Source organism: Burkholderia stabilis, assembly GCF_001742165.1.
GTDB classification, from domain to species: domain Bacteria; phylum Pseudomonadota; class Gammaproteobacteria; order Burkholderiales; family Burkholderiaceae; genus Burkholderia; species Burkholderia stabilis.
On sequence record NZ_CP016442.1, the window covers coordinates 144,343 to 159,207 of the forward strand.

The 14,865-nt window shown below is 66.9% G+C and carries 16 protein-coding genes and 1 pseudogene; 8 read left to right on the top strand and 9 right to left on the bottom strand.

Going from position 1 to position 14,865, the window contains the following annotated elements:
• Positions 1-35: 35 nt before the first annotated feature.
• The gene (locus tag BBJ41_RS00625) at positions 36-365 is read left to right on the top strand and encodes a PadR family transcriptional regulator (protein ID WP_223277441.1); all 330 of its coding nucleotides are present in this window, start codon (positions 36-38) and stop codon (positions 363-365) included.
• Entirely contained in the window at positions 362-1,591 is a 1,230-nt protein-coding gene (gene chrA / locus BBJ41_RS00630; protein WP_049405859.1) for a chromate efflux transporter, read from the top strand. Before BBJ41_RS00625 ends, chrA begins: the two co-directional genes overlap by 4 nt.
• Before the next feature lie 54 nt (positions 1,592-1,645).
• Here the strand turns inward: chrA and BBJ41_RS00635 are convergent, their stop codons facing one another.
• Both BBJ41_RS00635 and BBJ41_RS00640 read right to left on the bottom strand, forming a co-directional pair.
• Positions 1,646-2,602 carry an IS110 family transposase gene (locus tag BBJ41_RS00635; protein ID WP_027457584.1) on the bottom strand — a complete coding sequence of 319 codons (957 nt, stop codon included), beginning with the start codon at positions 2,600-2,602 and terminating at the stop codon, positions 1,646-1,648.
• A 198-nt stretch (positions 2,603-2,800) separates the two neighbouring features.
• A pseudogene (locus tag BBJ41_RS00640) lies at positions 2,801-2,999 on the bottom strand (MutS N-terminal domain-containing protein); the annotation flags it as partial.
• 169 nt (positions 3,000-3,168) lie between these two features.
• Between BBJ41_RS00640 and BBJ41_RS00645 the strand changes: the two are divergent.
• Both BBJ41_RS00645 and BBJ41_RS00650 read left to right on the top strand, forming a co-directional pair.
• A complete protein-coding gene (locus BBJ41_RS00645) occupies positions 3,169-4,887 on the top strand; it encodes a tyrosine-type recombinase/integrase (protein ID WP_069744864.1) in 1,719 nt (572 codons plus the stop codon).
• Positions 4,884-5,570: a hypothetical protein gene (locus BBJ41_RS00650; protein ID WP_069744865.1), complete on the top strand. Its 687-nt coding sequence runs from the start codon at positions 4,884-4,886 to the stop codon at positions 5,568-5,570. Before BBJ41_RS00645 ends, BBJ41_RS00650 begins: the two co-directional genes overlap by 4 nt.
• A gap of 91 nt (positions 5,571-5,661) precedes the next feature.
• On the opposite strand, the gene BBJ41_RS00655 is transcribed toward BBJ41_RS00650, so the two are convergent.
• The 3 genes from BBJ41_RS00655 to BBJ41_RS00665 form a co-directional block, all read right to left on the bottom strand.
• Positions 5,662-6,339, bottom strand: coding sequence for a hypothetical protein (locus BBJ41_RS00655; protein WP_069744866.1), 678 nt, complete (start codon positions 6,337-6,339; stop codon positions 5,662-5,664).
• 147 nt (positions 6,340-6,486) lie between these two features.
• Complete coding sequence (locus BBJ41_RS00660) at positions 6,487-8,676, bottom strand: beta strand repeat-containing protein (RefSeq protein WP_069744867.1); 2,190 nt, start codon at positions 8,674-8,676, stop codon at positions 6,487-6,489.
• Between the two features lie 71 nt (positions 8,677-8,747).
• Positions 8,748-9,494 carry a hypothetical protein gene (locus tag BBJ41_RS00665; RefSeq protein WP_069744868.1) on the bottom strand — a complete coding sequence of 249 codons (747 nt, stop codon included), beginning with the start codon at positions 9,492-9,494 and terminating at the stop codon, positions 8,748-8,750.
• Between the two features lie 236 nt (positions 9,495-9,730).
• Here BBJ41_RS00665 and BBJ41_RS00670 point away from each other — a divergent pair, with 236 nt between their 5' ends.
• The 4 genes from BBJ41_RS00670 to BBJ41_RS00685 all read left to right on the top strand — a co-directional run bounded on the left by BBJ41_RS00670 (position 9,731) and on the right by BBJ41_RS00685 (position 12,113).
• Positions 9,731-10,318 (top strand): hypothetical protein, encoded by a 588-nt coding sequence (locus BBJ41_RS00670; RefSeq protein ID WP_069744869.1) that lies wholly within the window; start codon positions 9,731-9,733, stop codon positions 10,316-10,318.
• A 90-nt stretch (positions 10,319-10,408) separates the two neighbouring features.
• Entirely contained in the window at positions 10,409-11,314 is a 906-nt protein-coding gene (locus BBJ41_RS00675) for a murein L,D-transpeptidase catalytic domain family protein (protein WP_069744870.1), read from the top strand.
• Between the two features lie 83 nt (positions 11,315-11,397).
• The gene (locus tag BBJ41_RS00680) at positions 11,398-11,655 is read left to right on the top strand and encodes a toxin-antitoxin system HicB family antitoxin (RefSeq protein ID WP_008650047.1); all 258 of its coding nucleotides are present in this window, start codon (positions 11,398-11,400) and stop codon (positions 11,653-11,655) included.
• Positions 11,652-12,113 carry a hypothetical protein gene (locus tag BBJ41_RS00685; RefSeq protein WP_069744871.1) on the top strand — a complete coding sequence of 154 codons (462 nt, stop codon included), beginning with the start codon at positions 11,652-11,654 and terminating at the stop codon, positions 12,111-12,113. The genes BBJ41_RS00680 and BBJ41_RS00685 overlap by 4 nt, the downstream gene beginning before the upstream one ends.
• Before the next feature lie 69 nt (positions 12,114-12,182).
• Here the strand turns inward: BBJ41_RS00685 and BBJ41_RS40145 are convergent, their stop codons facing one another.
• The 4 genes from BBJ41_RS40145 to BBJ41_RS00700 all read right to left on the bottom strand — a co-directional run bounded on the left by BBJ41_RS40145 (position 12,183) and on the right by BBJ41_RS00700 (position 14,849).
• Complete coding sequence (locus tag BBJ41_RS40145) at positions 12,183-12,332, bottom strand: hypothetical protein (RefSeq protein ID WP_156814709.1); 150 nt, start codon at positions 12,330-12,332, stop codon at positions 12,183-12,185.
• 101 nt (positions 12,333-12,433) lie between these two features.
• A complete protein-coding gene (locus tag BBJ41_RS00690; protein ID WP_069744872.1) occupies positions 12,434-13,096 on the bottom strand; it encodes a hypothetical protein in 663 nt (220 codons plus the stop codon).
• A 23-nt stretch (positions 13,097-13,119) separates the two neighbouring features.
• Complete coding sequence (locus tag BBJ41_RS00695) at positions 13,120-14,337, bottom strand: GIY-YIG nuclease family protein (RefSeq protein ID WP_156814710.1); 1,218 nt, start codon at positions 14,335-14,337, stop codon at positions 13,120-13,122.
• Positions 14,338-14,360: 23 nt separating this feature from the next.
• On the bottom strand, positions 14,361-14,849 hold the full coding sequence (locus BBJ41_RS00700; RefSeq protein ID WP_069744874.1) for a hypothetical protein: 489 nt from the start codon (positions 14,847-14,849) through the stop codon (positions 14,361-14,363).
• Positions 14,850-14,865: the final 16 nt, after the last annotated feature.

The following is a 14,865-nucleotide window of genomic DNA, read 5'->3' on the forward strand; positions in this document are numbered from 1 at the left end:
GCTGATATTATCGAATTTCGTTATCGATATTCGATATGAAAGAACAATCGACACCGCGCGCTATGGAGCACCACGACTTGCTGTCGGGACTGATCCGCCTGCATGTGCTGCACCACGCGGCCGAGCAGGAGATCTACGGGCAATGGATGATCGACGAGCTGGCCCACCACGGCTACCGCCTCTCTCCCGGAACGCTGTACCCGATGTTGCACAAGATGGAGCGCGACGGCTACCTCGTCTCCCGCCAGGAGCGTGAAGGGCGCACCGTGCGCAAGCTCTACACGATCACGCCCAAGGGCAAGGAAGGCTTGGCACTGGCCAAGGAACGCATCCGGGAGTTCACCGGGGAGGCGATGCACAAATGACAGATTCAACCAACACCTTGCAGCATGAGTCCGCAGCCGCGCGCGGCTCACCCGTCGAAGTCTTCGGCGCCTTTCTCAAGCTGGGGCTGACCTCCTTCGGCGGGCCGATCGCGCACCTGGGCTATTTCCGCTCGGAGTTTGTCGAGCGCCGCCGCTGGCTGGATGACCGCAGCTACTCCGACCTGGTCGCCCTGTGCCAGCTCCTGCCCGGCCCGGCCAGCAGCCAGGTGGGCATGGCGCTGGGGCTGGGCCGCGCGGGCTGGCTGGGGCTGCTGGCGGCCTGGGCCGGATTCACCTTGCCATCGGCGATTGCGCTGATCCTGTTCGCCTTTGGCATCGCCGAGTACCAGGGGCTGGCCCAGTCCGGCTGGGTCCATGGGCTCAAGGTGGTGGCCGTGGCCATCGTGGCCCAGGCAGTCTGGGGCATGGCCCGGTCGTTGTGCCCGGACCGGTCGCGCGCCGCCCTGGCCATTCTGGCGGCGCTGCTGACCATCATTCTTCCCTCGGCGATGGGGCAGATCGCCGCCATCACGGTGGCGGGATTGCTGGGCTGGTGGGGCTTGAAGATCGCACAGCCTGGCGGCGGCCATGCCCATAGCTACCCGGTTTCGCGCAAGCTGGGCGTCGTGGCACTGCTGCTGTTTGCCGCCCCACTCGTTGGGCTGCCCCTGTGGGCCGCAGCCACGGACTCGTTCACGATAGCGCTGCTGGAAGGGGTGTATCGCTCCGGTGCATTGGTCTTCGGTGGTGGGCACGTCGTGCTGCCGCTGCTGCAGGCCGCCGTGGTGCCGAGCGGCGTCGTGAGCAACGCCGACTTCCTGGCCGGCTACGGCGCGGCGCAGGCCGTGCCGGGGCCGCTGTTCACGTTCTCGGCCTACCTCGGCGCGGTTGCTCACGGCCCGCTGCATGGCTGGATCGGCGGGCTGGCACTCCTGGGCACCATCTTCCTCCCGGCCTTCTTCGTGCTGGTCGGCGCACTGCCATTTTGGGAAGGATTGCGCCACCGCGCGGGCATCCAGACGGCCATGGCCGGCATCAACGCCGGCGTGGTCGGCATTCTGGTGTCCGCCCTCTATGACCCGGTATGGACGAGTGCCATCCACGGCAAGGCGGATTTTGGGCTGGCGCTGCTCTCGTTCGGGCTGCTGACGGTGGGACGCGTGCCGCCAGCGCTCGTGGTGCTGCTGGCCGGGCTGGCGGGCTGGGTCATGGCGATGGGTATCTGAAGCCCATTCGCCGGCGCAGCGGCCGGCCGGACATGGGGACACTCTCCAGCAATTTCAGGCCTGTGCAAGCTGGTCATTCCATGGCCGCCCGCTTTTGACCATGGCATTCAGGATAATCAGCAGCTTGCGCATGCAGGCCACGATGGCCACCTTCTTCGGCTTGCCTGCCGCCAGCAGACGCTCATAGCAACGCCGTATCACGGCGTTGTGACGCATGGCGACGATGGCGGCCATGTACAAAGCGCTCCTGACCGCGGCACGTCCGCCGCAGATGAAGCGTTTGCCGCGGGCCTGGCCCGAGTCCCGGTTCATCGGAGCGACGCCTACCAGCGCAGAGATCTGCCTGGCCTTGAGCCGGCCAAGCTCTGGCAGCTCGGACATCAGCGTCGCAGCCGTTGCCGGACCAACCCCTTTGACGCTCTTGAGCAAGGCGGCCAGATCGGGCTGATGGTACGCCAAGTGTTCCGCAATCCTCCGATCCAGCGCTTCAAGCTGTCTCGACAGCACATCCATCAGTTCCACAATGTCCTGCACCACCTCGGCATGCGCCATGTGCTTGCGCTGGCGCTCACTGACCAGAAGGCGCACCAGTTGCCGGCGTCGAAGCACCAGTGCATGAAGGTATTGCTGCGCCTGGTCTGGCATCGGCTTGATGAAGCGGTCTCGATCCGGCCGCAGATTCAGCACCTGGGCCAGCTCAGCCAGCATGCGGGCATCCACGCTGTCGGTCTTGACTAGGCGCCCCATGGCCTTGGCGAAGTCCCGTGCCTGCCGAGGGTTGATGACGACGACAGCGAATCCCGCAGCTTGAAGTGCGCAGGCGCAGGCCAGTTGGTACTGTCCGGTCGCCTCCATCACGATCAGCGAGACCTGATGGTTTTTCAGCTCTTCGATCAACGCTTGATGCCCGGCACCATCGTTGCTGAATATGGCCGTAGGCTGCTCGTGCCCCATGGCTACATCCATGGTCTTCTTGGAGATGTCGATACCGACTGCAATTTGATTGGCCATGATCCCTGCGTCCCTTCCTTGCAAATGCGAACGGCGTTCACGCAACTGTTCGGGCTTTCAGAGATCGGGCGCATGCATGCGCCCAAGACTCACGCACGGGCTCCATGGGCACCGAGGGATGACGGGCTACATGCTGCGGCCAACCCCGAACCCTGACAGGTCCGGGCGTGACGGCACTGCCGGACACGCACTTCAAAGATACAAGGGTCAGGTCGAGCAGGCGTGCGGCCTTTTCGGCATCCTCGAAGAACAACTCGTAGAAGTCGCCCATCCGGTAGAAAACGAGCGTGTCGGGATGGTCGGCCTTGATGCGCAGGTACTGCTGCATATACGGGGTATGGGTTTTTACCCCCTTGCCGGGCGGGCTTTCCGTTTCGGTCGAATCGTTCAAATCCATGCTGCGTAAGCCTTTCAGGCGATCTGTTCAATCTGGGCGCTGGTCGTTTCTCGACAACAGCAGCCAGTAAAATGTATGTCGGGCGTATTCGTACGTCATAGAATACAGGCAACGGCTCAAACCCGTGAATACAGCCCAAAACCGTGATTACTTCGGGGCAAAGCACCCTATGAAACTGCACATCACCGCGACCGTCGCGGCTCATTGCCACATCGGCGTTTTGCCGGTGGAAGGACTGCCACCCGAGAAGTGGCCGCCCAACCCAGAACGCAAGTCGTACCTGATCACCTGCACGGACGGTCCCACCGGGTTTGCGATCCGGGTGACCGCCGGCAACGCGTCGTACATCGTTCAGCGCCGGGTCCGAGCGAGCGGGCCTGGAGCCGTGATTCGCGCGACCGTTGGAAAGGTCACGGAGATGACGGTTCAACAGGCGCGCAAAAAAGCCCAGGAGATGCTCGACCAGATCGAGGAAACGGGTCGAGCACCAGGGCCCGACAAGCGGGACCGGGACGAACGGGATCTGTCGTTGGATCAGGTGCTGGACGCTTACAGGCACGAACTCGTGCACCGAAAGCGGCCGGCGAAGGCGTCGTCCCTGCGATCATACGACAAGGCGGTACGTAAACTGGTCAATCTTTGGCCGAGCCGGCGGGTGAACGACCTGTTGGACGAGGAAGTGATCGAAGCGTTCGACGCGATCAACGTGAAGGCCCCGACGACCGCGGAGCAGACCTTCCGCTGGGCCAGCACGGCCACGTCCTTCGCCATCGAGCGCGAGGCGCGTCTGGCGCACCGTCGCGCGGAACGGCCGGTGATGCTGTACAACCCGTTCAACATCCTGCGCACGCGCTACCGCACCCGCCAGGAGTTGGAGAACCATTACAAGAAGGTGGGCCGCCGTCGCCCGCTGACCTTGCAGCAGACCTTGGGCCCCTGGCTTCAGGCGATCTACAACCGGCGCAAGGAAAACCGCACCGGGTGCGATTACCTGCTGCTGGCGACCCTCTGGGGGTGCCGCAGCCAGGAATGCTCCGACCTCATGTGGCTGGACCAGATCACGCCCGAGGAGATCGATCACGTGTCGTTCGTCGACCTGGACGCCGGCTACGTACTGATGCGGGACACTAAAAATCGGCTTGATCACACCGTGCCTATTTGCAGGGCGGCGCGTCGGATTCTGGAGGAGCGGCGGGCGATCCGCGACGAGGAAGCGAAGGCGGACCTGGACACGTTCCGTCGGGACTCCCGCAAGCGGTGGGTGTTCCCGCCCCGGTCCGAGTCGCGCCTGCGCAAGACCCCCCACTACAAGGACAGCAAGTCGCTGCGCTCGTACATCTGCCGCGACGCGGGGCTGGTCCGTTGGGTGATCAAAACCGACCCGGACGGCACCCGGTTCCAGATCCCGGCCCCGACGGTCGGCATGCACGACCTCCGGCGCACGTTCGGTGGGGTCACCGACGCGTTGCATTTCAGCGAGCAGACCACGAAACGGTTGCTGAATCACTTCACGAACGCACGGTCGCAGAGCGATCAACGCATCGAGAAGGAGGACGCGGTGACCCCCAACGTGGCCCGGAGCCTGCAAAACACCCAGCACCTGTCGGACGTGACCACGCGCTACACCGAGCCGGACGCCGAGCGCAAACGTGAGGCGATGCAAACGGTGGAACAGGCCATCCTGTCGACCTACCCACCGTTGTTCAACATGCTCATCGCGACGTCCCCGGAGGTCACGCCGATGCAGCACTGGGAGCCGGAACCGCTAAAATGGCCGAAGCCCCGGCCCGGCATCGAGGTGCGCTACGGCAAGGACCCGGATCCCGATGCCGAGGACGATGGGGTCGACGGGGACGATCAGGACGACGAGGACGACGAAGCAGCATGAGCACCATCACCATCGACCTGCTGGACCAGCCCGACGTTGAGGTGGCGATCCGGCGGCACAACACGATCGCGAAGCTCGACGACGAGGTGAGCGTGAACAAGGAGATCGCGGCCTTGTTCCTCTGCTGCTCCGAACGCACCCTGGACCGCATGCGCACGGAGGGCAACGGTCCCGAGTACACGCAGGACATGCCCCGGGCGGAGGTGTTTGGGGCGAAGCCCAACGGGCGTCGGCCCGGCATCACCTACCTGATGAAGGACCTGCGGCAATGGCGGGACAGCCACAAGGTCCGCAACCCGCGGGAGGCGATCGCCCGGGACCGTCGCGCGCTGTCCTTCACCACCCTGGCGGACCTGCTGGACGATCAACCTTGGTTCACCAAGGTGGGGTCGGGCGACCTGGTGGGCCACGCCCTGACGGGACCCATCGAGGTCTTTGAGGAGCGGCTGGTGGATCCCGAGATCGAGGTGACCTGGCTCCCCATGCCCGAGGCCATGGACCGACCGTGGCGCAACCTGCGGGAGCGCACCCCGTTCCACGACGCGTACATCGGCGTGCTGGGCGAGGCCATGCGCCTGAGCCAGGTCCGGCAGGACGACGCGGTCCTGCGCTCGGAGTTCGACGCGCTGGACGACGAGCGGGGCGAACCCCTGCCACCGGGACCGGGGCGCAAAACCTTCTGAAACCCGAACCCCGAAAACCCCTGGATGCTTCAACGACAAACGCCCCGAACTCGGGGCGTTTTCACATCCGGCGCCTGCCCGTGGGCACGGCTCAGGGGGCGATGAAGACCTCCTGCTTCCAGCGCAGCAGGTTGGCGATCGGCGAGGTGCCCGCCACGTACGGCACCTTCGTGACCGGGAACGCGGCCTTCTGATACGCCCACACGTTCGCGAAGGGACCCGTCGGGCCCTCGCCGCGCACGATGGTCACGGCGTAGGTCGTCTTGTCGAAGGTCGCCTGATTCGCGCTCGCTTCGCTGGGCGAGCCCAGGAAGAACAGCAGGTCCTTCGCGGTGGCGGACACCGCTTCGTCGGTGGCGCCCAGGGGCTGACCGATCCCCACGATCGTGTTGCCCAGACCGGTCACCGCCAGGGCGCTGGTTTCGTACGCGCCGTCGTTGGCGTCCGGGTGCAGCCCGGCGATCACGTGGAGGTTCGACGCGCCCGGCACGGGGATGGAGCAGGGAAGCTGCTCGGGCGTGGTGCTCTTCGAGCAGCGGGCCGGCAGCGCTTCACCCAGCACCAGGCCGTGCACGAAGCCGGTGGTGAGGAAGCTATAACCGTCGGTGGGGAGGAAACTGTAGCCCTCGACCGAGGCCTGACCGTCGGCGGTCAGTTGCTGCGGCGTCTTCAGATCGTTCAGCAGGGTGTACGGCTGGGGTGCAGCGATCGCGGCCCCGCTGACCAGCGAAGCGGCGAGCAGTGCGGCGGTGATGGTCGTTTTGAGCATGAAAGGGTCTCCTCCCGAGTGATGCCCGCGCGACGGGGCGGGCGTCCGTGGTCCACATCTAGCAGCATTGCCAGGGCTGTCAACCCGTGCCCTGGCACGGACAAACGCCCACCGAAGTGGGCGTTGTGATCGACGTCGGAGCGTGGGTCAGAACCCGATGTTGACCCCACCGCCGACCGCGACGCCGGCCGCACCGGTGGCGCCCCCGACGTTGAGGTTGACCACGGTGTTCGGGCCGAACCGGTGGAACACCTTCAGGGAGTAGCCGAACTGGCCGCGGAAGTTCGCCACCCCGATGGCCGCCTGGGTGTCGTGGGCGCTGTCCGGGTTGTACATCGCGGACGCAGCCGCAGCGGACATGGCCCCCACACCGTCGATGCGGTTGCTCAGGTCGTTCATCCCCCGGTTCACCGCGTCGAACCGCTGGTCCACGCTGTTCGAGAGGGCGCCGACCTGCTGATCGGTGTAGCTCTTCGACTGGGACAGCGTCTGAGCGGCCTGCTGGTCGGTGTAGGTCTTCGACTGCGACAGGGTCTGGGCGGTCTGCTGGTCCGTGTAGGTGTTCGCGGACTGCAGGACCGTCGTCGCATCACCCGAACCGGAACCGGTGGTCGGGATCTTGGCGATCGCCTGGTCGGTGTACCCGTTGGCCGACGTCACCGCAGCAGCGGACTGCTGGTCGGTGTAGGTGTTCGCCGAGGACACGGCCGCAGCGACCTGCTGCTGCACGTAGGCGGCGGACACCCCCGAGGACGTCCCTTCGGCAGCTTCCAGCGCGGTGACCCGGGTGCCCAGCGAGGACACGGCCTGGTTGGTCGCGAAGAGCTGCGAACCGTTGACCGCGTTCGTGCTGGTGGCGGTGAGCGCACCGGGTGCCACGTTGGTGAAGATCACCGGCGTGGTGGCCCCGACCCCGCCCAGCGTCACGCTGGTCTTCGCGGAGCTGTCGTACGACACCGCGTTGGAGGTGGCGCTGGTCACGTTGGCCAGCGCGGCGGTGAGCTGACCCACGTTCACCGCGTCGGTGCTGCCCGTGCCGGCGGCCACCCCGGTGAGGGTGCGCGCACCGCTGGTCCCGGTGAAGTCCACCGAGGTCCCGCCGGTCGACGCGCCCACCGTGATCGAACCGTTGCCCGGCGAGCCGAAGGTCTGCTGCACGAGGCCCACGGTGCCGTTGCTCAGGCCCGAGTTGATCGCGTTGATCGACGACGTGTTCGACGCGATGTTGGTGGTGTTGGTCGACACCTGGGTGCTCAGCGACGACACGGTCTGGTTCGTCGCGTTGAGCTGCGAACCGTTCACCGCGTCGGTGCTGGTGGCGGACACGCTGCCGGCGGCCACGCCCGTGAGGGTGCGCGCACCGCTGGTCCCGGTGAGGTCCACGGTCGTGCCACCGGTCGATGCGCCCACCGTGATGGTGCCGCTGGTACCGCTCGGCTGGGCCACCAGGCTGGTCCCGCTGGTCAGCGCTTCGATCGCCTGGGTGGCGGCGTAGAGCTGCGAGCCGTTCACCGCGTCGGTGCTGTTGGCGTTCACCTGGCCGGCGGCCACGTTGGTGATCGTGCGCTCACCGCCCACGGTCCCGACGCTGACGGTGCCGGTCGGCGTCGCGGCTGCGAAGGTGTAGCCCGTGCCTCGGATCGTCATCCCCGAGGTGCCGTTCACACTGTAGGTCGTGGACCCGTTGCCCAGGGCCACGCTGTTGTCCTGCGACGCGTTGGACCCGTAGCCCAGGGCCACGCTGTACGCGCCGGTGGAGCGTGCGTTCGCCCCGTTGGCGATCCCGTAGATACCGTACACCGCGGCCGACGTACCGATGGAGATCCCGCCCACCGCGAAGACGCCCGCCGACTCGCCCATGGCGATGCCATTGGTGGACGCGGCGGCGACGTTGGCACCCTCGCCGAACGAGATGGAGTAGTCCGCGGCACCGATGGCGTTGGTCCCGATCGAGACCGAGTTGGAGCCCGAGGCGCTGGCACCGCTTCCGCCGGCGAACCCGTTCACCCCACTGGCGGCGGAGCCGGTACCGATCGCGGTGGCACCGGTGGCGGAGGCGTTCGACTGGTAGCCGAACGCGGAGCTGTTCTGAGCGGTGGCTTGTGAGTTGGCGCCCACGGCGGCGCTGAAAATGCCGGTGGCGGTGCTGTTGGGCCCCTCGGCGACGCTGGAGTTCGCGGCGTTCGAGTTGTTGCCCAACGCCACCGACGTCGAGTCAGCGGTGGCCCCGGTGCCTTGCACGACCTGGGCGGTGGCCGACATCGACGCGAACAGCGTCAGCGCAGCCACCGCCAGGGACGTCCGGCGAAGGATGGGATGGGAAGATGCAAACATCATGTATAGGTCTCCTCAAGGTTGGTGGTTGGAACGACGGACAGCGGGTGAAACGGGGTGCAGCGATCGGTTGATCAGAACCAGGACGACGGGATGGCGACGCGGGCCTGGAAGCCCAGGAAGCCGTAGATGCCGGCGCTCTTGACGTTGGGCACGGCGATGACATTCACGCCCCACTTGTGGTCGTGCTCGTAGGACACGATCAGGCCGGCAGCCGGCATGAACCCACGGGGCTCCTGGCGTGGCACCGAGGTCGGCGTCTTGACCCACGTAGCACCCAGGGCGTTCAGAATGGGCGTGTAGGTGAAACCCGGCACCATCGTGGTCTTCTTGTAGCCGCTGAGAGCGCCGCCCACGATTCCGACGTTCACCCGGTCCTTCGACGTGATGTCGAGCTGCACAGGGGTGTAGCGGCCGAGCACGTACCAGCTCGGGTCCCAGTCGCTGTTCCGGTAGTAGCCGGCCATCACGCCGATCACGTCGTTGGTGTATTCCAGGCCACCGCCCCAGTTGTTCTCGTTGAAGTTGTATTCCTTCTTGGCCTGGCGGTCGAAGTGATACGCGTGGAGGTTCAGGTCCACGTAGAGGTGGAAGTCCTTCGAGCCCAGCGGCTGGAACGACACGCTCGGGTAGAGGGTTGGCGTCTGGGGAACCGGGTCCTGCACGTAGCTCACCACCGCGGCCTGCGGCTGACCGGTGCTGTCGCTCACGTTGCGTTCCGCATCGCTCTGGGCGAAGGCGGGCAGGGCTTCCAGCCCGGTGATCATGGCCAGGGCCACGGCCCCAAGCTGTTTCAGGCGGTACTTGGTCTTACGCGTCACGGTTCTCCTCCCTTGACGATCCAGGGGCCTCCTCTCCGGGCCCGACACCTCTGTACCTAACGGGTTAAAACGGCGAGTCAAGCGACTTGGGAAAATATTTTGAGCGTGCTATGGCACGGGTTAACCGTTCGTCGGACGGGGTGGAAAAGCACGTCCAAGAGGCTTGACCGGCCTGTACGTCCTGCTAGGTTGAAGGTAGAGGACAACGCGCCAGCGATGCGCACCAGGAGACCCCGATGACCACCCGCAACGGATACACCCCAGAAGGCCTGTACGACTTCTCGATCGAACCCGACGAGGAGCTGAAGGCGATGATCGGCAAGCCGATCGAGGCGCTGCTCGACATGCTCGAGGCGATCCTGGTGATGCTCACCGTCCAGATGCAGAACCGCGCGATCGCGATGCAGGCGGAGCAGATCCGTCAGCTCCAGCAGCGGCAGGCCTGGGCCAGCGCGAAGCTGGTGCGGGTTCGCAAGCTGGAAGCGGACGGCGTGACGATCGTGCCGCGCGACGTGCTGACCAGCGAGCCGAAGGCCCTGGACGTCGAAGGCCAGCGCATCGACGGCGGACGCCGCAAGTTCAGCATGGCGGACGTGCGGGCCAGCCGTGGTCCTCGCATCGACGCCAACGGGCGGGACGCGGAGATCCGCACCCCCTCGGCCGGCATCAACGTGCCCAACCGGCGCAGCCTGGGCGACCGCCTGGACGTGCGTCGGGTGGAGGACCGCATCGAACCGAGCGTGATCCGGCCCAGCGCCGTCGCGTTCGACCAGAACAACGGGGTGGAGGCTTACCGTCCCCGTTCACGGTTCAGCCCGCGCTGAACCACCACGGGCCCCCGCTCAGGGGCCCACTACCCACCGTCGCCAACAACACGACAAGGAGGCGATCACCACACGTTCTCGGAGGAGACCTTGTACCCGACGTTCAAACCCATCGCCCACCGCCTGGTGGTGCTCACCGCGACCTGCCTTGCTGCGTTCGCGCTTTGCCCCAGTTCGCTCAAGGCCGTGCCAGGGCACACCCCAGAGCCGGTCGACTTCGTGGTTCCCGCGATTCCCCAACCCGCGTCCCTGGTCGACGTGCCGGCGTCCTTCGACGACCCGGCCCCGGCGTTCGACGCGTCACCGCGGCTCACGCGCTTCACCCGGATGCCGGAGCGCCTGGTGGGCTCGTTCTGGCCCACGCGGATGGGGGTGGCCCCGGTGATCGTGCAGCCCTCGACGTTCCGCGTCACGGAGGAGCAGCTCCTCGCGGCGGCGCCCACGATCAACCCGGACGCGCTGCACCTGGCCATGCGGGCGATGGAATGCGCGGCGAAGCACTACGGGGACAAGGACCGCCTGGTGGTGATCGACTACTCCCTGCCCAGCACCGCGCGCCGGCTCTGGGTCTTCGACCTGCGCAACGGCACGCTCCTCTGGAACGAGTACGTCCTGCACGGGCGCGGATCCGGCGCAGGGCTCTACGCCCGGTCGTTCTCGAACCAGCCGGACAGCGAGCAGTCCAGCCTGGGCCTGTTCGAGCTGGGCAGTCCGTTCAAGAGCCAGTTCGGCCCGGCCATGAGCATGGTGGGGCTGGAGAAGGGCATCAACGACCACGCGGTGGAGCGCGGGATCTGGTTGCACGGCACGGACTACGTGAACGACGAGCGCGCGGCCACGGGCCACGTGTCGCAATCCGAGGGCTGCGCGGCGGTCCAGCGGGGGGTGATCGTCCCGATGATCAACACCTTGAAGAAGGGGGCGTACCTCTTCTCGTACTACCCGGACAAGCGCTGGCAGCAGGCGTCCGGGTTCCTGACGGGGAAGCTCTGCTGATCCGGGGGTACCCCCGATCTTGCCGACCCGAATCGACCTGCTACGTTGAGTAGGCCGCCCACCACCCAGAACCGGAGGACCCGATGACCACCACCTGCAAGACCCCTCGACGGACCGCCACGCTTCGCATGACGCCGGTGCTGCACGACGCAGCGACGGCGGTGGCCCGTCGCCACCACCAGAGCCTGAACGAGCTGCTCGTGACGGTGCTGTCGGACCACCCCGAGGTGCGGTGGTGGGTGGCCTTCAACGAGGCGGCGCCCGGCACGCAGCCCCACCAGGCGCAACGGCTGGCCCAGTTGCGCGTGGACATCGACCGGATCCTGGGGAGCGTGCGATGAGCTACCTGACCGAACAGCAGCGGGCGACGCAGGCGGCCATTCTGAACAGCCTGGTGGTCGAGCAGGTGGAGGAGCCGGTGGTGGTGGAGGGGCTCGACGCGGTGTACCCGGCGATGACGGTGACGGTGGGCGTCACGCTCAACGGCCGGCACCACGCGATCCCGGCGACGGAGCAGGCGGACGAGAGCTGGTGGACGATGTACACCCGCCACGGGCGCCTGGACGCGCTGCGCACCTCCATCGACGACGGGCCGGCCTGGCAGGCGTTGAAGCGGCAGATCGTCGCCGACGTGTTCGACGGCGAGCTGATGGCGTTCGAGGACATCTTTTTCACGCAGGACGTGCGCTCGGCGATCGAGGCCCTGGCCAGCGAGGCCGCGTTCAATCACCACCAGCAGCACCACCTGGCGCGGGTGCTCGCGGCCAAGCGGGAGATGGACGGCGCCCGCTGGCAGTGACCCAAGGGCGGAGCGGGGAATGGGAAACGGGGCCATCGGCCCCGTTTGCACATGGTGGCGGTGGGTCGCTCAGCGCTGGGGGCGCTTGGCCCGCTCAGCATCGAGGTTCTGCTTGAAGCGCTGGGCCAGGCTCTGGCCGCCGAACAGCGAGCTGGGGGTGTTCCGGAACACCGCGACGAGAACGACGAGCGCGACGATGATGGCGACGATGTAGAGCATGAAGGTTCCTCCCTGGGTGGTGCCCACCGGGTGGGTGGGCGATGGTCAACACTTAGCAGCATTCCGGGGCACGTCAAGCCCGTGCCCTGGCACGGATGAGGTCACTCGCCGAGGGGCGTCTGGGGATCGCGTTCCTCGACCGTTTCCTGCATAGGGAAGAAGTGGCGGTGGTTCCGGATCATCTCGTCAGCCTTTGCTCGCTCCTCCGGAGTCCAGTTGGCGACCCGTTCAGCGACATGGCGCTTCCAGTCGCCCCCTGCCCCGTAGTTCCAGGCATACGGGACCCGATCCTCCCCGATCTTGGCGCGCTCCATCCGGGCCAGGACCTTGTCGAGATCGCTCAACGCGATCACCGAACCCACGTAGGGCTCGGGGACCTCCTGGCGGTAGGCGTGGGCGGCGGACCGGGCCAGCACGAACCGGCGCTGCAGCACACCCATGGGCCCACGGTAGGTGATCATGTAGGGCGAGCGCAGTTTGCGCAGGAGCCAGCCGTCCTCGCGCTGGGCGTCCAGGTCCCGGAGCTGCTGCACCTGCTGCCGCACATCCAGCAGCGACGAGACGGTGTGGCGAGCAAGTCCGGTGTACGTCTCGAACATGCTCTCGGCCCGTTCGTCCAGCGTGCTGACGATGACCATGGCGGCCATGCGCGGGATGGCGGCACGAGGGTTCGGTTCCAGACCCATCACCAGCTTCACGCACGCGTCCGGGTAGGGGTAGCGCCCCTCCTCGCAGTCCAGCACATCGTTGTGATCCGTTTCCATCGTCTCCTCCTGGTGGTTGTGATTCAGCGGCGCCGGTACGTGGAGCGTTGGCCCCCACGCTGGTAACCGGACGTACGGTTTGAGTTGGAACGGTTCGACCGGCGCGGGTAGCGGCCCGGCGTGCCGTCGTCGCTGGTTCGCTTCGGGCGGTGCTCGAACCAGCCGGCGACCACCGTGGCCAGCAGGGCGAGGACCCACCACCACCCGTCCAGGGCGGCGTAGAGCGCGGCGGTGAGGGCCAGGCCGGTGAGCGCGACGGGGCTCCAGCGGAACACGTCAACGGCGACGAACAGGGGCCAGCGCCACCAGGGCTGACCAACGCGGCGCAGCGCGACGATGGCCAGGGTGTGGAAGGACGGCTTGGCCGCGGCCAGCAGGGCATCGCGGTGCTTCTCGACCGCGGCGCAGCGCCACAGCTTGCGGTGCTTCACGCTGAACTCGATCTGGTCCAGCAGCAGGGTCAGCACGTCGTTCGACGGCTGGTCGAGCTGCGCGGCGCGCTCCAGGAAGGTGTTCCAGGCTTTCTCCCCGGCCCCGTACTGCTGGCGTTGCCAAAAGAGCTTGGCCGACCATCCGGCGGCGGCCACCCGGGACGGGTCGGTAGGATGGGCCATGGCCGTCTGGTAGTGGTGCTGGGCGCGGTGGTCCAGCTCCGGGCGATCCTTCGGGCGTGCATCGTTGGCCAGCACGTGGGCGGCCCGGCCGGCGTAGTAGCGGCCACGGGCGGACCCGAGGGCGGCGGCTTGCTCGAAGTTCGAGAGGGCCTGGCGGGCGTCCCGCATCTGGCCGTCCAGACCGAAGAGGAGCTTCACACCGCGATCCACCTGGTCGTCGGAAGCGGCCCGGGCCTGACGGCTCGGCGGGGCACCGGGATCGACACCGTGTTCGAGGGCGGCCAGGCGCTTCAACACCGCGTTGGCTTGGGACACGCTGACCCAGAAGAACTCGCGGTCGTTGGACACGCGTTGCCCCAGGCGCTGCAGCTCACGGTGCACGTCCTTTTCGGCCTTCCAGCAGTCGGCGAACAGCTCCCAGCTTTCCAGCACGAAGGGCGTGGGCACCCCGGTGGCGCGCGACAGCTCGTCACGGCGGGTGATGGGGTTGCGCTCGGTGCGACCGATCTTCACCTGCCCAGGCATGGACGGGTTCGAGAGCACGTACACGTAGCCGCGGTGGGACCGCTCCGGGATAGGCGCAGGGCCAGGCGTGGTCGGGAGGATCGGACGGGGCTCGTAGGCCATGCGGTCTCCTGGGGGTGTCGTGCTCAGGCTTTCAGGCCGAAGCCGGCGGACCACGACGGGTTGCCGTCGATGCGGTCCATCGTCCGGCTGTCGTAGGCCTTCACCACGCCGTCCTCGGCGTCGTAGGCGTAGCTCACCGGGTCGTAGGCGGCCTTGCTCTCGGTCGCCATGGCCAGGCTGGCCGCGTCGGCCTCGCTGCGGCGCTTCAGGGCAGCGGTCACCACGGCGGCGAGGACCTTGGGGGACACCCCGATCGTGTCGGCCTCGGCCCGGATGAAGGTGGGCACGTGGGCGATGTGGATGGCCTTGCCGCTGGTGAACAGGGTCAGCGCGGTGACCGGCGTGCTGCCGGGCACGTCGACCCGAACACCGGTGGCCACCAGCTTGCGGTAGTGGGCGATGGAGCGGTCGATCTCGTCGCTCCGGCGAACACGGGCGGGCACAGCAGCCACGGTGGCCGGGACAGGAGCGGGCAGGCTCTCGGGGGTGGGGATGACAATCAGGTCGTTCATGATGGGGTATGGGTAA